Consider the following 21904-nt stretch of genomic DNA (forward strand, 5'->3'; position numbering starts at 1 on the left):
TCTGAACAAGGAAGTGAAAATACCGTCTTGCATCCGTGTCGCGCTCTGTCGTGACACGCTGCAAACACACACGTTGAGGTAAGGAGTTTATAGTGAAAAAGTTGTTCTGTGCTGCTGCTCTGGGTGTTGCTTTAGCTGCTTCTGCGGGTGCCCAGGCGGCCGATAAAATCGCCGTTGTGAACCTGAGCCAGGTATTCCAGCAGTCTCCGCAGCGTGCCGCTGTTGCTAAACAGCTTGAGGGCGAGTTCTCAAGCCGTGCTTCTGACCTCCAGGCGCAGCAGCAGAAAATCCAGGGTGAAATCCAGGATCTGCAGCGCAATGCGTCAACCATGAAGGCCAGCGACCGTACCAAGAAAGAGAAGCAGATTGCTTCTGAGCGTGCTGCTTTTGAACAGAAAGCGCAGGCTTTCGACAAAGACAACCAGACTCGTCAGATGCAGGAGCGTAACAAGCTGCTGGCTAAAATCCAGACCGCTGTTCAGTCTGTAGCGAAAAGCGATGGTTACGATCTGGTGCTGGATTCTCAGGCCGTTCTGTACTCTTCTGCTGATGCTAAAGACATCACTGCTGACGTTGTAAAACAGGTTAAATAATCGATGTCATCAATTCGACTGGCTGATTTAGCCCAGCAGTTGGATGCAGAATTGCACGGAGATGGCGATATCGCCATCTCCGGCATTGCTTCTATGCAATCCGCCACCACTGGTCAAATCACTTTTCTTGCAAACAGCCGCTACCGCGAGCAGCTCGCTCATATCCAGGCTTCAGCCGTGGTGCTGACGGAAGCGGATCTGGAGTGGTGTAAAACCGCTGCCCTGGTGGTGAAAAATCCTTACTTAACGTACGCTCGCATGGCACAACTGCTGGACACAACGCCGCAGCCCGCGCAGAATATCGCGCCCAGTGCGGTGATCGATCCGACAGCGACGCTGGGTAAGAACGTTTCGGTGGGCGCGAATGCGGTGATCGAGTCTGGCGTTGAGCTGGGCGACGACGTCGTGATTGGCGCAGGATGTTTTGTCGGTAAGCAGACGCGTATCGGTCGCGGCTCACGTTTGTGGGCTAACGTGACGATTTACCATGAGATCGAGATTGGTCAGGATTGTCTGATTCAGTCGGGTACCGTGATCGGTGCCGATGGTTTCGGGTATGCTAACGACCGTGGCAATTGGGTGAAAATTCCACAGCTGGGAACCGTGGTAATTGGTGATCGCGTTGAAATTGGTGCTTGTACCACCATCGATCGCGGTGCACTGGATAACACTCTGATCGGCAATGGTGTTATCATAGACAACCAGTGTCAGATTGCGCACAACGTTGTGATTGGAGATAACACGGCCGTTGCGGGCGGTGTGATCATGGCGGGTAGTCTGAAGATTGGACGTTATTGTATGATTGGCGGCGCCAGCGTCATTAACGGCCATATGGAAATCTGTGACAAAGTGACCGTAACGGGCATGGGCATGGTAATGCGCCCGATCACAGAGCCTGGGGTATACTCATCGGGTATCCCACTGCAACCCAACAAAACCTGGCGTAAAACGGCAGCGCTGGTGATGAATATCGATGAAATAAGCAAACGCTTAAAAGCCATCGAACGTAAGGTCGGCAAAGACGACTAAACGCATCGCTCGCGACCCGCTTTCATAATAAAGCAGCGTGCCTTCTTGCGACTTCGGCTTACCCCGAATGCGTGTGAGGAGGTCTCTCAGGAAAGCGTTACGCCACCGAACTGATTTGCGGCCTGCGGAGGATCATTTTGATCTGTGCAGGCCGTGTTATTATTGCCATCAGATTTTTTAGGACAGGAAGAGTATTTTGACAACTGAAACGCATACTCTGAAAATCGAAGAGATTTTAGAACTGCTGCCGCACCGCTATCCGTTCTTGCTGGTTGACCGCGTGCTGGAATTTGAAGAGCATAAATATCTGCGTGCGGTGAAGAACGTTTCTGTTAATGAACCGTTTTTCCAGGGACACTTCCCTGGTAAGCCGATTTTCCCAGGCGTTCTGATTCTGGAAGCAATGGCGCAGGCAACCGGTATTCTGGCGTTCAAAAGCGTTGGAAAACTGGAACCCGGCGAGCTGTACTACTTCGCCGGTATCGACGAAGCCCGCTTCAAACGTCCAGTGGTACCGGGCGATCAGATGATCATGGAAGTGACCTTCGAGAAAACTCGTCGTGGTCTGACGCGCTTCAAAGGCGTGGCAACTGTAGACGGCAAGATTGTCTGTGAAGCGACCATGATGTGTGCCCGTAGCCGGGAGGCATAATTAGTGATTGATTCAACCGCCAATATTCATCCCAGTTCCGTTATTGAAGAAGGTGCCGTCATCGGCGCCAATGTTCACATCGGCCCGTTCTGCTTTGTCGGCGCTAACGTGGAAATTGGTGAAGGTACGGTGCTCAAATCGCACGTGGTGGTGAACGGCCACACGCGTATCGGCAAAGACAATCAGATCTATCAGTTTGCTTCGATTGGTGAAGTGAACCAGGACCTGAAATATGCCGGTGAACCGACCCGTGTTGAAATCGGCGATCGCAACCGCATCCGCGAGAGTGTGACTATTCACCGTGGCACTACGCAGGGTGGCAACCTCACTAAACTCGGCAGTGATAACCTGCTGATGGTCAATGCGCATATCGCGCATGATTGCGTCATTGGTAACCGTTGCATCTTTGCCAACAACGCCACGCTGGGTGGCCATGTCACCGTGGATGATTTCGCGATTATCGGCGGGATGACGGCAGTCCACCAGTGGTGCACCATTGGTGCACACGTGATGGTTGGCGGTTGTTCAGGCGTCGCGCAGGATGTCCCACCGTACGTTATTGCGCAGGGTAACCACGCGACCCCGTTCGGTATCAACATCGAAGGCCTCAAACGCCGTGGCTTTAGCAAAGAAGCACTGCACGCGATTCGCAATGCGTACAAACTGCTGTATCGCAGTGGTAAAACGCTGGATGAAGTGAAACCAGAGATTGAAGAGCTGGCAAAACAACACAGCGAAGTGCAGCCTTTCTATGACTTCTTTGCCCGTTCGACGCGTGGATTGATTCGTTAATCCATGTCAGTGCGTCCCTTAACGATTGCCCTGGTCGCCGGAGAAACCTCCGGCGATATTCTTGGTGCAGGTCTTATCCGTGCGCTCAAAGCGCGTCATCCTGATGCCCGCTTTGTCGGCGTTGCCGGTCCGCTGATGCAGGCCGAAGGCTGTGAAGTCTGGTATGAGATGGAAGAGCTGGCGGTGATGGGCATTGTTGAAGTGCTCGGCCGCTTGCGCCGCTTGCTGAAAATTCGCAAGGATTTAACGCAGCGCTTCACCGAACTCAAGCCTGATGTCTTCGTCGGCATTGATGCGCCAGATTTCAATATCACATTGGAAGGCAGCCTGAAGCGCGCAGGAATTCGCACCATTCATTACGTCAGTCCTTCCGTCTGGGCGTGGCGACAAAAACGCGTGTTCAAAATTGGCCGCAACACCAACCTGGTATTGGCGTTTCTGCCGTTTGAAAAAGCGTTTTACGATCGATTCAACGTACCTTGCCGCTTTATCGGCCACACCATGGCAGATGCCATGCCGCTGCAGCCAGACAAATCTGCGGCGCGACGTGAGTTAGGCATCGCGGAGGATGCGATCTGTCTGGGCTTGCTGCCGGGTAGCCGTGGTGCAGAAGTGGAAATGCTGAGTGCGGATTTCTTGCGTGCGGCGCAGTTATTGCGTCAGCGTTATCCCGCGCTGGAAATCGTGGTGCCGCTGGTCAATGCCAAACGCCGCGAACAGTTTGAACAGATTAAAGCTGAAGTGGCGCCCGAGCTACCGATGCATTTGCTGGATGGCAAAGGCCGTCAGGCGATGATCGCCAGCGATGCGGCGATTCTCGCATCCGGCACTGCTGCGCTGGAGTGCATGCTGGCGAAGTGTCCGATGGTGGTCGGTTACCGCATGAAACCCTTTACCTTCTGGCTGGCGAAGCGTTTGGTGAAAACGCCTTACGTTTCACTGCCCAATCTGCTGGCGGGTCGGGAGTTGGTCAAAGAGCTGTTGCAGGAAGAGTGCCAGCCAGAGGCACTGGCGGCTGCGCTGGAACCTCTGTTGCATGCCGGACCAGAGCGCGATGACCTGCTGAACACCTTCAACGAGTTGCATCAACAGATTCGCTGGAATGCTGATGAGCAAGCCGCGGACGCCGTACTGGAGATTGCCAATGACTGAGTTTATCTACCCAAACGCACAGCGCATTGCTGGCGTGGATGAAGTGGGGCGAGGTCCGCTGGTAGGCGCCGTTGTCACCGCAGCAGTCATCCTCGACCCCGCGAATCCGATTAAAGGGCTGGCCGACTCAAAGAAGCTTTCCGAAAAGCGTCGGCTGGCGCTGTATGACGAGATCAAAGAGAAAGCGCTAGCCTGGAGCCTCGGCCGGGCGGAGCCTGAAGAGATCGACCAACTCAACATTCTGCACGCCACTATGCTGGCGATGCAGCGTGCGGTAGCGGGTCTGCCTGTTACGCCTGATTTTGTGTTGATCGATGGCAACCGTTGTCCGGCATTGCCCATGCCATCGCAGGCGGTGGTGAAGGGCGATAGCCTGGTACAAGAGATCAGTGCAGCCTCGATCATCGCGAAAGTTACGCGCGATCGTGAAATGGCCGAGCTGGATCTGTTGTTCCCGGAATATGGATTTGCCCAGCACAAAGGCTACCCAACTGCGTTGCATATGGAAAAATTGACGCAGTTTGGTGCCACGCCACATCATCGCCGCAGCTTTGCCCCGGTGCGAAATGCCCTGATTGATGCTGATGTGCTGGCCGCGCGTCAGCCGACTGCGCTTTAATAGCCTGACGCTGTTTTAATCGGAAACTGATATGGCTGAACCTCGTTTTATACATCTGCGCGTACACAGCGACTATTCGATGGTCGATGGCCTGGCGAAAACTAAGCCATTGGTCAAGAAGGCGGCTGCGCTGGGTATGCCGGCGATTGCGATTACCGATTACATCAACCTTTGCGGGTTGGTGCGTTTTTACGGCAGTGCGCACGATGCAGGCATCAAACCGATTATTGGTGCGGATTTCCACGTCGCCAGCGAGTTGATGGGCGATGAGCTGACACAACTCACGGTCCTTGCCGCCAACAACACCGGTTATCAGAACCTTACGTTGTTAATTTCGCGTGCCTATCAGCGTGGATATGGCATTGCCGGACCGATTATTGACCGTGACTGGCTGGTCGAACTGGGTGAAGGCATCATTCTGCTCTCCGGTGGACGCAAGGGCGATGTTGGCCGCAGTCTACTGCGCGGCAACAGTGCGCTGGTGTCGCAGTGCCTCAGTTTCTATCAGGAACATTTCCCCAATCGTTATTACCTCGAGCTGACACGTACCGGACGCGCCGATGAAGAGGCTTATCTGCATGCCGCCGTTGAGTTAGCGATTGCCGAAGGTGTGCCGGTGGTGGCCACCAACGAAGTCTGTTTCCTCAACGAAGAAGATTTTGACGCCCATGAAATTCGCGTGGCGATTCATGATGGCTTCACGCTGGACGATCCAAAACGCCCACGTCATTACAGTCCTCAGCAATATATGCGCAGCGAAGAGGAGATGTGCGAGCTGTTCTCGGACATCCCGGAAGCGCTGGAAAACAGCGTAGAGATTGCTAAGCGTTGTAACGTCACGGTACGCCTGGGTGAATACTTCCTGCCGCAATTCCCCACCGGGGAAATGACGACTGAAGATTTCCTCGTCATGAAGTCTCGTGAAGGGCTGGAAGAGCGTCTGGAATTCCTGTTCCCGGATGACAAGGTGCGTGCAGAGAAGCGGCCAGAATATGATGAACGTCTTGAGATTGAACTCAACGTTATCAACCAGATGGGCTTCCCTGGCTACTTCCTGATCGTGATGGAGTTTATCCAGTGGTCGAAGGATAACGGTATCCCGGTTGGGCCGGGCCGTGGTTCGGGTGCAGGCTCTCTGGTCGCGTATGCGCTGAAAATCACTGACCTCGACCCGCTGGAATTTGATCTGCTGTTCGAACGCTTCCTCAACCCGGAACGTGTCTCCATGCCCGACTTCGACGTCGATTTCTGCATGGAGAAGCGCGATCAGGTGATCGATCACGTTGCCGAGATGTATGGGCGCGAAGCGGTTTCGCAAATCATCACCTTCGGTACCATGGCGGCGAAAGCGGTTATCCGCGACGTAGGACGTGTGCTGGGTCATCCGTATGGCTTTGTGGATCGCATCTCCAAATTGATCCCGCCGGATCCCGGCATGACGCTGGAAAAAGCCTTTGAAGCGGAACCGCAGCTGCCGGAAATCTACGAGGCAGATGAAGAGGTCAAAGCGCTAATCGATATGGCGCGCAAGCTGGAAGGTGTCACACGTAACGCCGGTAAACACGCCGGTGGGGTGGTTATCGCACCGACCAAAATCACTGATTTTGCGCCGCTTTACTGTGATGAGAATGGCCAATTCCCGGTAACCCAGTTTGATAAAAATGATGTGGAATACGCCGGCCTGGTGAAGTTTGACTTCCTCGGCTTGCGCACGCTGACCATCATTGACTGGGCGCTGAAGATGATTAACCCGCGCCGCGCCAAAGAAGGGTTGGAGCCGATTGATATCGCCGCCATCCCGCTGGATGACAAGAAAAGCTTCGATATGCTGCAACGCTCGGAAACCACAGCGGTTTTCCAGCTTGAATCACGCGGCATGAAAGATCTGATCAAGCGTCTGAAGCCGGACTGCTTTGAAGATATGATTGCACTGGTGGCACTGTTCCGCCCGGGACCGCTGCAATCGGGCATGGTTGATAACTTCATTGACCGTAAGCACGGCCGTGAAGAAATTTCGTACCCGGATATTCAGTGGCAGCACGAAACCCTGAAGCCGGTACTGGAACCCACCTACGGCATCATCCTGTATCAGGAACAGGTGATGCAGATCGCTCAGGTGCTGTCGGGTTATACCCTGGGTGGCGCGGATATGCTGCGCCGTGCAATGGGTAAAAAGAAACCCGAAGAGATGGCCAAACAACGTTCGGTGTTCCAGGACGGTGCAGAAAGAATGGGTGTTGACGGTGAACTCTCGATGAAGATCTTCGATCTGGTAGAGAAGTTTGCGGGTTATGGCTTTAACAAGTCGCACTCTGCAGCCTATGCTTTAGTGTCTTACCAGACGCTGTGGCTGAAAGCGCACTACCCGGCAGAATTTATGGCAGCAGTAATGACCGCCGATATGGACAACACCGAGAAGGTCGTTGGCCTGGTGGATGAGTGCTGGCGCATGGGCCTGAAAGTGCTGCCGCCCGATATCAACTCCGGCTTGTATCCGTTCCATGTGAATGATGAAGGCGAAATCGTCTATGGTATCGGCGCCATTAAAGGCGTGGGTGAAGGGCCGATTGAAGCCATCATCGAAGCACGTAACGAAGGCGGCTACTTCAAAGAGCTGTTTGATCTCTGCGCTCGCACCGACACGAAAAAGATTAACCGTCGTGTGATGGAAAAACTGATCATGTCGGGAGCTTTTGATCGCCTCGGTCCGCATCGTGCAGCCTTGATGAGCGCGCTCAGCGATGCATTGAAAGCTGCGGATCAGCACGCAAAAGCGGAAGCGACCGGACAAGCAGATATGTTTGGCGTGCTGGCCGAAGAGCCTGAACAGGTGGAGAAGTCATACACCAACATCACGCCATGGCCGGAACAGATTCAACTGGACGGTGAGCGTGAGACGCTGGGTTTGTATCTCACCGGCCACCCAATTAATCAGTATCTTAAAGAAATTGATCGCTACGTTGGCGGTATGCGCCTGAAGGACATGCACCCGACGGATCGTGGTAAAGTAACCATCGCGGCGGGGCTGGTGATTGCCGCTCGCGTGATGGTCACGAAACGCGGCAACCGAATTGGTATTTGTACTCTCGACGATCGCTCTGGTCGTCTGGAAGTGATGTTATTTACCGATGCGTTAGATAAATACCAGCAGTTGCTGGAGAAAGACCGTATCCTGATCGTCAGTGGACAGGTCAGCTTTGATGACTTTAGCGGTGGCCTTAAAATGACCGCTCGAGAAGTGATGGACATCGACGAAGCGCGGGAAAAATACGCGCGCGGACTTGCTATCTCGCTGACGGACAGGCAAATTGATGACCAGCTTTTAAACCGTCTCCGCCAGTCTCTGGAGCCTCATCGCTCCGGGACCATTCCGGTGCATCTCTATTATCAGAGAGCAGATGCGCGGGCGAAGCTGCGCTTTGGTGCAGCGTGGCGTATTTCGCCCAGCGATCGTTTACTCAACGATTTGCGGTCGTTAGTAGGATCGGAGCAGGTGGAACTGGAGTTTGACTAAAACAGGAACATTATGAGTCTTAATTACCTGGATTTTGAACAGCCAATCGCAGAACTGGAAGCGAAAATCGACTCGCTGAAGTCAATTGGCCGTTCGGATGAGAAACACGATATTAATCTGGATGAAGAAGTGCAGCGTCTGCGCGAAAAAAGCGTTGAGCTGACCCGTAAAATCTTCTCCGATTTAGGTGCATGGCAGGTTGCGCAGCTCGCGCGTCACCCGCTGCGCCCTTACACGCTGGACTATGTCCGCAACGCGTTTGATGATTTCGATGAGTTGGCTGGCGACCGCGCTTATGCCGATGACAAAGCGATTGTCGGCGGTATTGCCCGTCTTGATGGTCGTCCGGTGATGGTCATTGGCCATCAGAAAGGCCGTGAAACCAAAGAGAAAATCCGTCGTAACTTCGGTATGCCAGCACCAGAAGGCTATCGTAAAGCGCTGCGACTGATGGAAATGGCTGAACGCTTCAAAATGCCACTGATCACCTTCATCGACACCCCGGGTGCATACCCTGGTGTGGGCGCCGAAGAGCGTGGACAATCAGAAGCCATCGCACGCAACCTGCGTGAAATGTCAGGTCTGAAAATTCCGGTCATTTGTACCGTGATTGGCGAAGGCGGTTCCGGTGGTGCGCTGGCAATTGGCGTGGGCGACAAAGTGAACATGCTGCAGTACAGCACCTACTCGGTGATTTCACCGGAAGGCTGTGCTTCTATTCTGTGGAAAAGCGCTGATAAAGCGCCATTGGCTGCGGAAGCGATGGGCATCACCGCCGATCGCCTGAAAGAGCTGAAGCTGATCGACTCGATCATCCCTGAACCATTGGGCGGCGCGCATCGTCAACCAGTGGATATGGCGGCAAGCTTGAAAAAGCAACTGCTGGCGGATCTGGCCGATCTCGACGTGTTGAGCACGGAAGAGCTGCTTAACCGTCGTTATCAGCGCCTGATGAGCTATGGCTACGCGTAAGCCAGCCTGTGCATGAAGAGAAGCGGACTCCGGTCCGCTTTTTTTATGCCCGCTGATTACCGAGCGAGATCGTTCAAACTGCTATGCATTGGGCAGTAAAGAGAATCTAATCAGCCAAAAAAACCTTTTTATTATCAAGGTGCTCATTCAATCATGAACTCACCTGAATATTGAGTGGGATCAAACAGACGACGATGAATTGGTCAGCCATGACGTTCTAACCGGGCTGAGAAGGCCAGCCCGAAGAGCAAAGCGTCCGGGCCATGGACGGCCCGGCCGATCTGCATGGATGCGTTGTTCCTTTGCGATCGGGCTGGCCTTTTCTGGCCCTCGCACCCAATTAACAGCAATCCCCCCTAAACAACAACACCGCATTCCAGAACATTCACCTCTCACTTTTCGCTATCCTTATTCAGTGCCATAACACCACAGGAGGTGAGCATTGAATATTATCGCGATCATGGGACCGCACGGCGCGTTCTACAAAGATGAACCGATTCGTGAACTGGACGCAGCCCTCAAGCTGCAAGGGTTCCAGACCGTCTATCCCAACAATGCCAGCGACCTGCTGAAACTGATAGAACACAACCCGCGTATCTGCGGCGTGGTTTTTGACTGGGACGATTACAGTCTGGCGCTGTGTAGCGACATCAACCAGCTCAACGAATATCTGCCGCTGTATGCCTTTATTAACACCCATTCGCAGATGGATGTCAGCATTAACGAAATGCGCATGGCGCTGCAATTCTTTGAGTACGCGCTCAATGCCGCTGACGACATAGCATTGCACATTCGGCAGTACACCGATGAGTACATCGATAAAATCATGCCGCCGCTCACCAAGGCGCTATTCACCTATGTGAAAGAGGGCAAATACACCTTCTGTACGCCGGGCCACATGGGCGGCACCGCCTTCCAGAAAAGCCCGGTGGGCAGCCTGTTCTATGACTTCTTTGGTGCAAACACGCTCAAGGCGGATGTCTCCATCTCCGTCACCGAACTGGGGTCTCTGCTCGATCACACCGGCCCGCACCTCGAAGCAGAAGAGTATGTGGCGCGTACTTTTGGCGCTGAACAAAGCTATATGGTGACCAATGGCACCTCAACCTCAAACAAAATTGTTGGGATGTACGCTGCACCCGCAGGAAGTACGGTGCTGATTGACCGTAACTGCCACAAATCACTCACCCATTTGCTGATGATGAGCGACATCATCCCGATTTGGCTCAAGCCTACGCGTAATGCGCTGGGCATTTTAGGGGGGATCCCGCAGCGGGAATTCACACGCGACAGCATTCAGCAGAAAGTTAATCAGACACCACGCGCCAGTTGGCCGGTGCATGCCGTCATCACCAACTCCACTTACGATGGCCTGTTGTATAACACCCAGTACATCAAAGAGACGCTGGATGTGCCGTCGATTCATTTCGATTCGGCTTGGGTGCCGTATACCAACTTTCATCCCATCTACAGCGGCAAAAGTGGTATGAGCGGGGAGCGTATTCCCGGCAAGGTGATTTATGAAACGCAGTCAACGCACAAACTGCTGGCGGCGTTTTCGCAGGCCTCGCTGATTCACATCAAAGGTGATTACGACCACGACACCTTTAATGAAGCCTACATGATGCACACCACCACATCGCCGAGTTACGCGATTGTCTCATCGATCGAAACGGCGGCGGCGATGCTGCGCGGTAATCCGGGAAAGCGATTGATCAATCGCTCAGTTGAGCGCGCTTTGCACTTCCGTCGTGAGATTCAGCGACTGCGTGAAGAGTGCGATGGCTGGTTCTTCGACATCTGGCAGCCTGAGCAGATCGATGAAGCTGAGTGCTGGCCGATCCAGCCAGGCGAAGAGGACTGGCATGGATTCACCCATGCCGATCGTGATCACATGTACCTCGATCCGATCAAAGTCACCATCCTGACGCCCGGAATGAGTGAATTGGGGAAAATGGCAGATGAAGGCATTCCGGCGGCGCTGGTGGCGAAGTTCCTCGATCAGCGCGGCGTGGTGGTAGAGAAGACCGGTCCGTACAATTTGCTGTTCCTGTTCAGCATCGGCATCGATAAAACCAAAGCCATGAGCGTGTTGCGTGGTCTGACTGAATTCAAACGCGCCTACGATCTTAATTTGCGGGTGAAAAACATGCTGCCGGATCTCTATGCCGAAGATCCCGATTTCTATCGTAATATGCGCATCCAGACATTGGCGCAGGGCATTCATAATCTGATTCGACAACACGATCTGCCACGCCTGATGCTTAAGGCTTTCGACGTTTTACCTGAATCAAAAATGACGCCGCATCAGGCCTTCCAGCGCCAGGTGCAGGGGCAAGTCGAAACCGTCGATATCCGTGAGTTAGTGGGCCGGGTCTCTGCCAACATGATTCTGCCTTATCCACCGGGCGTGCCGTTGGTGATGCCGGGCGAGATGATCACGGAGGAGAGTCGCGCGGTGCTCGATTTTCTGCTGATGCTCTGCACGATTGGACGGCACTATCCTGGATTTGAAACCGATATCCATGGTGCAACACTCACCGACGATGGGCGCTATCTGGTGCGCGTGCTCCGTGAGGAAAACAGCCGTTAACTTCGGACAATTGCCTCTTTTCAGCGCGCTACCGAGCACGTAGGCTTAGCGGCTGATTCTTTAGGAGCCGCTATGCTGCAGATAAAACAGATCCACCACATTGCCATTATTGCCACCGATTATCAGCGCAGTAAGGCGTTTTACTGTGACGTGTTAGGTTTTGATTTGCTGGGTGAGTATTACCGCGCCGAGCGTGATTCGTGGAAAGGGGATCTGGGACTGAACGGGGTTTATACCATCGAACTGTTCTCGTTCCCCTCGCCGCCGCCACGCGTCAGTGGGCCGGAAGCCTGCGGTCTGCGTCATCTGGCGTTTTGTGTTGATGATGTTGAACAGTCGATTGCCGCGTTGGCTGCGAAAGGCGTGGTGTGCGAACCCATCCGCATTGATGCCCTGACTGGCAAAGCGTGCACTTTCTTTCCGGATCCAGACGGTTTGCCGCTGGAGCTGTATCAAGCGTAAACTAGCCACCGCTGCGGGCCGCAATCAGGCGGTTCGCGTTGACGGATTACGCTATGTCCTTTTCCCATCTTGCTTCGTTACTGAAACCCGACGCCCGCTGTGTGCTGGCGTTCAGTGGCGGGTTGGATTCCACCGTACTGCTGCATCAGCTGGTGAGCTGGCAACGCCTGATGCCACAGCTGCAGGTGCGCGCGTTGCACGTCCATCATGGATTAAGCCCAAATGCGGAGCGCTGGGCGTCACATTGCCTGCAAATCTGTCAGCAGTGGCAGATTCCCTGCGAAGTGTTGCGCGTTCAGGTGGATGGTCGTGTAAAGGGCATTGAGGCGGCGGCCCGTGAAGCACGCTATCAGGCGTTATTGCAACAGCTGCAACCCGGTGAGCACTTACTTACGGCTCAGCACCTTGACGATCAGTGTGAAACGCTGTTGTTGGCGTTAAAAAGGGGCAGTGGTCCAGCAGGATTGGCGGCGATGCCCATCCAGCGTCAGGTGGGAAAACATTCGCACCTGCGCCCATTGCTGGATATCAGTCGTCAGCAACTCGAAACCTATGCGACGGAGCACCGCTTACGCTGGATCGAGGATGAAAGTAACGCCGACAGCCGCTATGACCGTAATTTTCTTCGTCAGGACATTCTGCCGTTGCTGCAGACGCGCTGGCCACATTTTAGCGCCGCCAGCGCCCGCAGTGCCGCGTTGTGTGGTGAGCAGGAACAATTGCTGGATGAACTGCTGGCAGAACAGTTGGCCCAGCTCACTGATGAACAGGGCGCACTGCATTTTCCGCCATTGCTGACGATGAGCGAAGCGCGGCGCCATGCGCTTTTGCGTCGCTGGATTGCACAGCAGGGCGGCGCGATGCCTTCACGTGATGCCTTAAAACGTATCACCGATGAAGTGATGTGTAGCCGTGAAGATGCCAATCCCAGCCTGAGTTTTGCTGCCTTTACACTCCGCCGGTATCGACAGCGGCTGTATTGGCTTAACGCGCATGCATCGCTGAGTCAGCACTCGCTAACCTGGCATGATCGTGAACAACTGCTGCGGCTGCCCGAGAATTTAGGCGTATTACAGGCAAACTCGGCGATCGCCACCTTGCGTCATCCCACCGAGGACGAATCGATCAACGTTCGTTTTCAGGCCAGCGGCTATTATCATCTGCTGGGCCGCGCCGGAGGCCGCGAGATAAAAAAATTGTGGCAGGAATTAGGTGTGCCACCCTGGCAGCGGGAGCGTATCCCCTTGATTTACTACAACCAGACGCTGATCTGTGCACCGGGAATCTTTGTCACCCACGAAGGTGCGGCCAGTCATGAGCAAGGGTGGCAAGCGATCTGGTTACAACAACAATAAGATGGAGAGCAATGATGAAACACTGGATGGCGGCAGCATTGCTGGCCGCAGCGTTGCCGGCTTTTGCCGACGGCGATGTGAATGCAGGCGCGCAAAAAGCAGCAACCTGCCTGGCGTGTCATGGTGCGGAAGGGAAAAGTGCTGTGCCGCTTTATCCCAATCTTGCCGGGCAACATGCGCCTTACCTGCTGCACTCCTTGCAGGCATATAAAAAAGGGGAGCGTAGCGGTGGTCAGGCAGAAGTGATGAAAGCGTTTGTGGCAGGATTGAGCGATCAGGATATGGAAGATTTATCGGCGTATTACAGTTCGCTGAAGCCGTAAGCGAGGGGGGCGGGATAGCATTCCCGCCCGAATGTGGTAGTTATTCGTCTTCGCTAACGATGACGGTGCCCAGCTCGGGATGACTGAAGCTGGCGATATGGTCAAGACGCAGTTCGCGGGTTTCACCGGAGAGATCGACCGTCAGGTACTCCACGTTTTTACGTGAGACCATGTCAACGGCTTTCGCCTTAAGCTGATCGCCGTTTTTTAACTCCAAAGACAGCGTCCAGTGTTTGGTGCAGGCGAGCTCGAGGCTATCGTAGTCATCGCAGTTGATGGGTTTGTAGGCTTCATTCGTCAACATAGTCGCTCACCAATAAGTTAGCAGCAGCATAAGCTGCTTGTTCCCTGACAGAAGAGTTTAGCGCAGAATTAGCGGCAATATCGTTGAGTGCGTTTAGCGCGCAACCTATCGCGTCTGGCACATACCCCAGGTCGCCACTGCCGATTTCGGCATACTTCTGGCGAACTAACTCACAATACTTTTGCACATACACCTCCTCAGCAGAGCTTAAATACTCTGGTTGATAAGCGACTATATCACAGGATTTTCATGGAAATCAGCCAGGGGAAGCCGCGATCTGTACAAAGAAAAGTGTAAAAGTGACACACAGCGCTGGCCTTAAGCAGGAAGGCGGCGCACAAAAGGTTAAGTTGATGAACAGGTTATTCCGCGACACAACATCGTTCTTAAAGGCAGGTGACAGATGATCGTGCTGTCGCGTTCAGTTTCACTTGCAGACAACGAGGTCGAGCTCAGTGCCATTCGTGCACAAGGTGCGGGCGGGCAGCATGTGAATAAAACGTCTACTGCTATCCATCTGCGTTTTGATATCCATGCCTCTTCGCTGCCACCGTTCTACAAGGAACGCCTATTGGCTGCGAGCCACCATTTGATTACGACAGAAGGCGTGGTGATCATCAAATCTCAGGAGTATCGCAGCCAGGAAATGAATCGCGAGGCGGCCCTGCAGCGGCTGATCAATCTGATTCGTGAGTTAACCACGATGGAAAAAACCCGGCGGGCGACACGACCCACGCGTGCATCTAAAGAGCGGCGGCTCGAGGGGAAATCACGGCGCAGTAATGTGAAAGCGATGCGGGGAAAAGTGCAATGAAAAACGCCTCCAGCTGGAGGCGTTTTAGTCTTACTTGTTCAGCGCTTTTGCCAGGAACTCGACAATATCGTGTTGTTTGATCATTTGCTTCTCGCTGGATGAACGCGACTTGTACTCGATCTCTTCGTTATCGAGGTTACGGTCACCGATGACGATAGTATGTGGCACGCCAATCAGTTCCATATCAGCGAACATCACGCCTGGGCGCTCTTTGCGGTCATCCAGAATCACATCAATGCCTTTGGCACGCAGCTGGCTGTAAAGCTCTTCAGCCAACTCTTTCACACGGAACGATTTCTGCATGTTCATTGGCAAAATCGCCACTTCGAACGGTGCCAGCGCGGCTGGCCAGATGATACCGCGTTCGTCATGGTTCTGCTCAATGGCCGCGGCGACAACACGGGTGATACCAATGCCGTAGCAACCCATGGTCATGATCTGGTTGCGGCCCTCTTCACCCTGTACTGCCGCTTTCATTGCGTCAGAGTACTTGGTACCCAGCTGGAAGATGTGACCGACTTCGATACCACGTTTGATTTGCAGCGTGCCTTTGCCATCCGGGCTTGGATCGCCTTCAACCACGTTACGGATATCTTCTACGCGCGCTTCTGGCAGATCGCGCAGCCAATTGATGCCGGCAAAGTGCTGACCATCAATGTTGGCGCCTGCAGAGAAATCGCTCATCTTGGCAACGGTGCGGTCAGCAATCACAGGCATGCTTAGACCAACCGGGCCGATAGAACCAAAACCTGCGCCAACGGCGGCGCGAATCGCTTCTTCACTGCCCATCTCCAGCGGAGAGGCAACGATATCCAGATGCTCGGCTTTGATTTCGTTGAGTTCATGATCGCCGCGAACCAACAAGGCAACCAGCGCATGGCCGCTCTCTTCCGCACCTTTCACAATCAGCGTTTTCACGGTTTTTTCTACCGGGATCTGATGTTGCTCGACCAGCTCAGCAATGGTTTTGGCATTTGGCGTCGCGAACTGCGTCATCGCCTGAGTCGCAGCCGGACGTTCGCCCGCTGGCGCCAGTGCTTCGGCTTTTTCGATGTTAGCGGCGTAATCGGATTCGCTGGAGAAGATCACATCATCTTCACCGCTCTGCGCCAGCACCTGGAATTCGTGAGAGCCGCTACCGCCAATCGAACCGGTATCCGCTTGCACCGCACGGAAATCCAGCCCCATACGGCTGAAGCTCTGGCTGTAAGCGCGATACATCGCATCATAGGTTTCCTGTAAGGATTCCTGTGAGGTGTGGAAGGAGTATGCATCTTTCATGATGAACTCACGTGAGCGCATCACACCAAAACGAGGGCGCACTTCGTCACGGAATTTGGTCTGGATTTGATACAGATTCAGCGGCAGTTGCTTGTACGAGCTCAGCTCGTTGCGGATCAAATCGGTGACCACTTCTTCGTGAGTTGGACCCAACACGAACGGACGCTCGTGGCGATCTTTAATGCGCAGCAGTTCTGGGCCGTACTGCTCCCAACGGCCGCTCTCTTCCCATAAATCGGCAGGCTGAACCACCGGCATGGAGATCTCAATCGCACCCGCGTTGTTCATCTCTTCGCGTACGATGTTTTCAACTTTTCGCAGCACGCGAACACCGGTCGGCAGCCAGGTATAAAGACCAGAAGCCAGTTTACGGATCATACCGGCGCGCAGCATCAGCTGGTGGCTGATCACTTCCGCATCGGATGGCGTCTCTTTCAGAGTAGAGAGCAGATATTGAGTAGTACGCATTGATTTCGATTCCAGTTGTACGGAAGGACACGGACAAAAAATTTTCTGGCGGCTAGTGTACCAGCGAGATCATTCACTCAAAAGCTTGTTTTAGCGTGGATCGAGAGCGATCACTTCTGTGCCGATCTCATCGATACGCCAGCGCACGTTAAAGTCGAGTAGCCAGGCAGCATACTCACGATCTTCCGCTTCACCTTTACGGTAAGCGGGGCGGGGATCCTGCGCTAAAACGTCAGCGATAAAACGTGCCAGATGGGGATAGTTGTTCTGCTGCTGGATTTGGTTTTGCGCCAGAGCGGAGAAACGCACGGGCATGGTGGCATCCGGTGCGCTCTGCGCGAAGCCGGCGCGGGCATCGGGCAGGGCTTCAGCAAACGGCAGGTAGGGTTTGATATCGACTACCGGTGTGCCATCGACTAAATCCAGACTACCGAGTTGCAGAATCACCTGCTGCTTTTCACATCGAATGCCTTTCAATTCGACCAGCGACATGCCGATGGGGTTAGGGCGAAAGGTGGATCGGGTGGCGAAGACTCCCATGCGTGCGTTGCCGCCTAAGCGAGGAGGGCGCACGGTTGGGCGCCAACCGCCTTCCATGGTCTGATGGAAAACAAACAGCACCCAAAGATGGCTGAAGGCTTCAAGCCCGCGCACCGCTTCTGGCTGATTATAAGGCGGCAGGAGATGCAACTCGCCGCCGCCATCCTGAACTAGCCCAGGCTGGCGCGGTACGGCAAATTTTTCTTTCCACGGCGAACGAATGACGCCGATTTGCGCAAAGGCAAAATCACTCATTGATTGGAAACTTTCAGTGCTGAGCCCTGGCAAATCGCCTGACGATAACAGCCCGGCGTGCTGGTGACGATTTCGCATTTATGCAGCAATATCGCGTTCGCTTTCATCCCGGCTGCTTTAATCTGCAGGCGCTTACGCGCGGTATTGATATTCGGTGGCGAATCCTGGCTGCTGCTTTGGCAATCATCGGCAGAGACTTCGCCCAGATCGCGGAACGGATTACTGACCAGATCGGTGGCATCGGTATAAATTTTTACCGGTGCAGGACGTGGAGCAGGCTTACGTTCTGGTTCGCTGGATGATGGTTGCGGGCGGGCGGGAGCACTGCTTATTGGGTGATATTCACGGACACACCCGGTTAGCATCAATGCTAACAAGCAGAGCGGTAAAAAACGCATGGCAACATCCTCAGTAGTAAAAAGTGGCGTTATTGAAACAAGGACGGGATTAAATAACAAGTCAGCAAAAAGAAAGGGCGGCCGAAGCCGCCCTGGATGGCATCAAAGGCGAAAATTACCAGCCTTTAACTGCACCACCGTTGAAGATTTTGTTCGCGGCTTCAGAAACTTCATCAGACTGATATGCCTGAACAAATTTCTTCACGTTTTCCGCATCTTTATTATCTTCACGGCTAACGATCAGGTTCACGTAAGGAGAATCTTTATCTTCGACAAAGATGCCATCTTTCGCAGGTGTCAGGCCAATCTGGCTGGCGTAAGTGGTGTTAATCACCGCCAGCGCAATCTGCTGATCGTCCAGTGAACGTGGAAGCTGTGGCGCTTCCAGCTCAACAATCTTCAGGTTTTTAGGGTTCTCAACAATATCCAGAGAGGTTGGCAGCAGGCCCACGCCATCTTTCAGTTTGATCAGGCCGACTTTCTGCAGCAGCAGCAGTGAACGACCGAGGTTGGTTGGATCGTTAGGGATCGCAACCTGTGCACCGTTTTGCAGTTCATCCAGTGATTTGATTTTCTTTGAATAGCCAGCAATCGGATAAACGAAGGTGTTACCCACTGGCACAAGCTTATAGCCACGGTCTTTGATCTGCTGATCCAGATAAGGCTTATGCTGGAAGGCGTTAACATCGATATCGCCTTTGCTTAATGCTTCGTTCGGCAGCACGTAATCGTTAAAGGTCACCAGCTCAACATCCAGACCGTATTTCTCTTTAGCGACCTTCACTGCGGTTTCAGCAACCTGCTGCTCAGCACCGACAATCACACCCACTTTGATGTGGTTTGGGTCTTTAGCTTTCTGATCGCATCCTGCCAGCGCAATTGCGCCAATCAGAGCACCCACAGCGGCAATCTTCTTAAATGTGAAAGACATATCCCTTCCTTAATAGAGGACTATTGATGTTGTTTACTTATTTATGTGACACAGCACGGACAATGCGGTCGCCACAGAATTGAATGAGATACACCAGAACAACCAGCAAAATCAGCACAGTATTCATCACAGTGGCGTTATAACCAATGTAACCATACTGATAGCCAATCTGACCCAAGCCACCTGCGCCGACCGCGCCACCCATGGCGGAATAGCCGACCAGCGTAATCAGAGTAATTGTAGCGGCATTCACCAGACCAGGCAGGGCTTCTGGCAGCAGCACTTTACGTACGATCTGCAGGGGAGTCGCGCCCATCGCGCGTGAGGCTTCGATTAAACCGGTTGGCAACTCTAACAGCGCATTCTCGACCATGCGCGCAATGAAAGGTGCGGCGCCGACTGTCAGTGGCACGATTGCAGCCTGCAAACCAATGGAGGTGCCGACAATCATGCGCGTGAAAGGAATCATCCACACCAGTAATATAATGAAGGGGATTGAACGGAAGATATTCACCACCGCTGAGAGCACGCGATAGAGTGTGCCATTGGCCAGAATTTGCCCTGGGCGAGTGACATACAGCAGCACGCCGACGGGCAGGCCGAGTACAAAACCAAAGAAACCAGAGACGAAGGTCATCATCAGCGTTTCCCAGACGCCACGCGTCAGTAACCACAGCATCGCTTCAGACATAACCCAGTACCTCTACTTTCACATGATTTTCTTTCAGCCAGGCAATCGCTGCCTGTGTGTCTGTTTCACTGCCATCCATCTCGGCCAGCATGATGCCGAACTTCACGCCGCCGGCATAATCCATCTGGGCACTGATGATGTTGTTATTCACATTGAAGCGACGAGCAGCTTCTGACAGCAGCGGCGCATCTACTGATTTGCCGGTGAACTCCAGACGCAACAGCGGGACGCTTTCAGCTGTGGCTTGCGGTGTCATACGTTGCTGGTAATCGTCTGGGATATCCAGATGCAGCGTCGATTGAATGAATTGCTGAGCCAGTGGCGTTTTAGGATGTGAGAACACTTCACTGACGCTGTCTTTCTCAATCAGTTCGCCATTACTGATAACAGCAACCTGATCGCAGATGCGTTTCACCACATCCATCTCATGAGTGATCAGCAGAATAGTGATCCCCAGACGGCGGTTGATGTCTTTCAGTAACTCTAAGATGGAACGCGTGGTTGCTGGGTCGAGGGCGCTGGTGGCTTCGTCGCACAGCAAAACTTTTGGATTCGTGGCCAGCGCACGCGCAATCGCCACACGCTGTTTTTGTCCACCCGAAAGATTCGCAGGCCAGCTGTCGTGCTTGTCCGCCAGTCCAACTAACTCCAGCAGTTCAGTTACGCGGTTTTTAATCTGCTCACGTGACAGGTCGCCCAATTCAAGCGGCAGCGCAACGTTACCGGCTACGGTACGTGAGTTCATTAGATTGAAGTGCTGGAAAATCATGCCAATCTGACGGCGTGTCAGCGTCAGTTTTGAGGAGGAGAGGGCAGTCAAATCCTGACCATCAACCAGAACGCGTCCTGATGTTGGACGCTCAAGCAAGTTAACGCAGCGGATCAGCGTACTTTTACCGGCACCGGAAGAACCGATGACGCCATAAATCTGTCCAGCAGGCACATGCAGGCTGACGTTGGAAAGCGCCTGAATGGTGCGTGAACCTTGCTGGAACACTTTGGTAATGTTTTCGAGTTTAATCATTAGTTTAATAGTTATCGTGTTGCGTTGTCCGTGGTGTATCGGGTTTCACGCGATTGCGCTGCGTGAAATTTGGATGGATGTTAAGGCATCCAGACGGCTAAATCAATCGAAGTCATTCAATCTGACATTCTCTCTATATATGCAATCATGCGATACTGTGCGGCATTATTTGCAGCAGGAGTTTCTACGTGTCGAATAAAGTCCCCGCTATTTTCCTGGATCGTGATGGCACCCTGAATGTCGATCATGGTTATGTTCACGAAATCGATAATTTTGAATTCATCGATGGCACCATTGAAGCGTTACAGGTGCTAAAGAAGATGGGCTTCGCGCTGGTACTGGTGACCAACCAGTCCGGTATTGCGCGCGGCATGTTTACCGAAGACCAGTTTATGCAGCTCACCGAATGGATGGATTGGTCGCTGGCGGATCGTGATGTCGATCTTGATGGCATCTATTTCTGTCCTCATCTGCCAGATGCAACTGTAGAAGAGTATCGCCAGGTATGTGATTGCCGTAAGCCGCAGCCGGGTATGCTGCTCTCTGCGCAGAAGCATCTGAACATCGATATGACTGCTTCTTATATGGTAGGTGACAAAATAGAAGATATGCAGGCAGCTGCAGCAGCAGGTGTGGGCACGAAAGTGCTGGTGCGTACTGGTAAGCCGGTCACCGCTGAAGGCGAAAATGCAGCAGATTGGGTGCTTAACAGCCTGTCAGAGCTGCCTGGACGCATTAAAAAGGGCTGATTTAGGCGGTTTTGTGCAATTTTCAAGCGAACGAATAAAAACTTGAAAATTGCCCTTGCGCTTCCTCAGAACCTGCCTATAATGCGCCACCACTGAGACGGCAAAGCGGCAACGCAGACGGCTCAGCAGGGAGTGAAGAAATTCATCCCGCCGGAGAAAAACGCTGAAAAAAGTGTTTGACTCTGAAGGAGGAAAGCGTAATATACGCCACCTCGCAACAGCAGCTTAAGGCGCTGATTGCACCGCTCTTTAACAATTTATCAGACAATCTGTGTGGGCACTCGCAGGATTGATATCAGCGTCTCCGGACGTAAAAAATATCAAGTCTCACGAGTGAACACATAATGAAATTCATTATGACGTTTTACAGATGAGCATCGCTGAACTTGTTTC

At 53.2% G+C, this 21904-nt stretch carries 22 protein-coding genes; 14 read left to right on the top strand and 8 right to left on the bottom strand.

Features of this window, described 5'->3' with window-relative positions; genetic code table 11:
• Nucleotides 1-92: 92 nt before the first annotated feature.
• The 12 genes from CRO33_RS12840 to CRO33_RS12895 all read left to right on the top strand — a co-directional run bounded on the left by CRO33_RS12840 (nucleotide 93) and on the right by CRO33_RS12895 (nucleotide 14056).
• Nucleotides 93-593: an OmpH family outer membrane protein gene (locus CRO33_RS12840; protein ID WP_034829472.1), complete on the top strand. Its 501-nt coding sequence runs from the start codon at nucleotides 93-95 to the stop codon at nucleotides 591-593.
• 3 nt (nucleotides 594-596) lie between these two features.
• Complete coding sequence (gene lpxD / locus CRO33_RS12845) at nucleotides 597-1622, top strand: UDP-3-O-(3-hydroxymyristoyl)glucosamine N-acyltransferase (protein ID WP_045813806.1); 1026 nt, start codon at nucleotides 597-599, stop codon at nucleotides 1620-1622.
• Nucleotides 1623-1818: 196 nt separating this feature from the next.
• Complete coding sequence (gene fabZ / locus CRO33_RS12850) at nucleotides 1819-2274, top strand: 3-hydroxyacyl-ACP dehydratase FabZ (RefSeq protein WP_013507953.1); 456 nt, start codon at nucleotides 1819-1821, stop codon at nucleotides 2272-2274.
• Nucleotides 2275-2277: 3 nt separating this feature from the next.
• A complete protein-coding gene (lpxA, locus tag CRO33_RS12855) occupies nucleotides 2278-3066 on the top strand; it encodes an acyl-ACP--UDP-N-acetylglucosamine O-acyltransferase (RefSeq protein ID WP_097118390.1) in 789 nt (262 codons plus the stop codon).
• A 3-nt stretch (nucleotides 3067-3069) separates the two neighbouring features.
• The gene (lpxB, locus tag CRO33_RS12860) at nucleotides 3070-4218 is read left to right on the top strand and encodes a lipid-A-disaccharide synthase (protein ID WP_058962062.1); all 1149 of its coding nucleotides are present in this window, start codon (nucleotides 3070-3072) and stop codon (nucleotides 4216-4218) included.
• Nucleotides 4211-4837, top strand: a complete 627-nt coding sequence (gene rnhB, locus CRO33_RS12865; RefSeq protein WP_034829460.1) for a ribonuclease HII — start codon at nucleotides 4211-4213, stop codon at nucleotides 4835-4837. Before lpxB ends, rnhB begins: the two co-directional genes overlap by 8 nt.
• 31 nt (nucleotides 4838-4868) lie before the next feature.
• The gene (dnaE, locus tag CRO33_RS12870) at nucleotides 4869-8351 is read left to right on the top strand and encodes a DNA polymerase III subunit alpha (RefSeq protein WP_097118391.1); all 3483 of its coding nucleotides are present in this window, start codon (nucleotides 4869-4871) and stop codon (nucleotides 8349-8351) included.
• 12 nt (nucleotides 8352-8363) lie between these two features.
• Complete coding sequence (gene accA, locus CRO33_RS12875) at nucleotides 8364-9323, top strand: acetyl-CoA carboxylase carboxyl transferase subunit alpha (protein WP_034829454.1); 960 nt, start codon at nucleotides 8364-8366, stop codon at nucleotides 9321-9323.
• A gap of 442 nt (nucleotides 9324-9765) precedes the next feature.
• Nucleotides 9766-11916 (top strand): lysine decarboxylase LdcC, encoded by a 2151-nt coding sequence (locus CRO33_RS12880; RefSeq protein ID WP_097118392.1) that lies wholly within the window; start codon nucleotides 9766-9768, stop codon nucleotides 11914-11916.
• A gap of 72 nt (nucleotides 11917-11988) precedes the next feature.
• Nucleotides 11989-12378, top strand: coding sequence for a VOC family protein (locus CRO33_RS12885; RefSeq protein ID WP_058962058.1), 390 nt, complete (start codon nucleotides 11989-11991; stop codon nucleotides 12376-12378).
• 53 nt (nucleotides 12379-12431) lie between these two features.
• The gene (gene tilS / locus CRO33_RS12890; protein ID WP_097118393.1) at nucleotides 12432-13733 is read left to right on the top strand and encodes a tRNA lysidine(34) synthetase TilS; all 1302 of its coding nucleotides are present in this window, start codon (nucleotides 12432-12434) and stop codon (nucleotides 13731-13733) included.
• Between the two features lie 14 nt (nucleotides 13734-13747).
• A complete protein-coding gene (locus tag CRO33_RS12895; RefSeq protein WP_034829444.1) occupies nucleotides 13748-14056 on the top strand; it encodes a c-type cytochrome in 309 nt (102 codons plus the stop codon).
• Between the two features lie 40 nt (nucleotides 14057-14096).
• Here the strand turns inward: CRO33_RS12895 and rof are convergent, their stop codons facing one another.
• Together rof and CRO33_RS12905 are read right to left on the bottom strand one after the other, a co-directional pair.
• On the bottom strand, nucleotides 14097-14360 hold the full coding sequence (gene rof, locus CRO33_RS12900) for a Rho-binding antiterminator (RefSeq protein ID WP_038648888.1): 264 nt from the start codon (nucleotides 14358-14360) through the stop codon (nucleotides 14097-14099).
• On the bottom strand, nucleotides 14347-14547 hold the full coding sequence (locus CRO33_RS12905) for a YaeP family protein (protein ID WP_013507964.1): 201 nt from the start codon (nucleotides 14545-14547) through the stop codon (nucleotides 14347-14349). Before CRO33_RS12905 ends, rof begins: the two co-directional genes overlap by 14 nt.
• Before the next feature lie 216 nt (nucleotides 14548-14763).
• On the opposite strand from CRO33_RS12905, the gene arfB reads away from it, so the two are divergent.
• Nucleotides 14764-15174: an alternative ribosome rescue aminoacyl-tRNA hydrolase ArfB gene (arfB, locus tag CRO33_RS12910; RefSeq protein WP_097118394.1), complete on the top strand. Its 411-nt coding sequence runs from the start codon at nucleotides 14764-14766 to the stop codon at nucleotides 15172-15174.
• Between the two features lie 30 nt (nucleotides 15175-15204).
• Here the strand turns inward: arfB and proS are convergent, their stop codons facing one another.
• The 6 genes from proS to metN all read right to left on the bottom strand — a co-directional run bounded on the left by proS (nucleotide 15205) and on the right by metN (nucleotide 20762).
• The gene (proS, locus tag CRO33_RS12915; RefSeq protein ID WP_097118395.1) at nucleotides 15205-16923 is read right to left on the bottom strand and encodes a proline--tRNA ligase; all 1719 of its coding nucleotides are present in this window, start codon (nucleotides 16921-16923) and stop codon (nucleotides 15205-15207) included.
• A gap of 90 nt (nucleotides 16924-17013) precedes the next feature.
• Entirely contained in the window at nucleotides 17014-17718 is a 705-nt protein-coding gene (gene tsaA / locus CRO33_RS12920; protein ID WP_097118396.1) for a tRNA (N6-threonylcarbamoyladenosine(37)-N6)-methyltransferase TrmO, read from the bottom strand.
• Entirely contained in the window at nucleotides 17715-18116 is a 402-nt protein-coding gene (gene rcsF / locus CRO33_RS12925) for an Rcs stress response system protein RcsF (RefSeq protein ID WP_058962053.1), read from the bottom strand. The genes tsaA and rcsF overlap by 4 nt, the downstream gene beginning before the upstream one ends.
• A gap of 115 nt (nucleotides 18117-18231) precedes the next feature.
• Nucleotides 18232-19047, bottom strand: coding sequence for a MetQ/NlpA family lipoprotein (locus tag CRO33_RS12930; protein WP_034829430.1), 816 nt, complete (start codon nucleotides 19045-19047; stop codon nucleotides 18232-18234).
• A 37-nt stretch (nucleotides 19048-19084) separates the two neighbouring features.
• Nucleotides 19085-19738 carry a methionine ABC transporter permease MetI gene (locus tag CRO33_RS12935; protein ID WP_034829428.1) on the bottom strand — a complete coding sequence of 218 codons (654 nt, stop codon included), beginning with the start codon at nucleotides 19736-19738 and terminating at the stop codon, nucleotides 19085-19087.
• A complete protein-coding gene (metN, locus tag CRO33_RS12940) occupies nucleotides 19731-20762 on the bottom strand; it encodes a methionine ABC transporter ATP-binding protein MetN (protein WP_097118397.1) in 1032 nt (343 codons plus the stop codon). Before metN ends, CRO33_RS12935 begins: the two co-directional genes overlap by 8 nt.
• Nucleotides 20763-20950: 188 nt before the next feature.
• Here metN and gmhB point away from each other — a divergent pair, with 188 nt between their 5' ends.
• Nucleotides 20951-21511, top strand: a complete 561-nt coding sequence (gene gmhB / locus CRO33_RS12945) for a D-glycero-beta-D-manno-heptose 1,7-bisphosphate 7-phosphatase (RefSeq protein WP_097118398.1) — start codon at nucleotides 20951-20953, stop codon at nucleotides 21509-21511.
• Nucleotides 21512-21904 lie beyond the last annotated feature (393 nt).

This window comes from Pantoea sp. GL120224-02 (assembly GCF_900215395.1).
GTDB lineage: Bacteria > Pseudomonadota > Gammaproteobacteria > Enterobacterales > Enterobacteriaceae > Pantoea > Pantoea communis.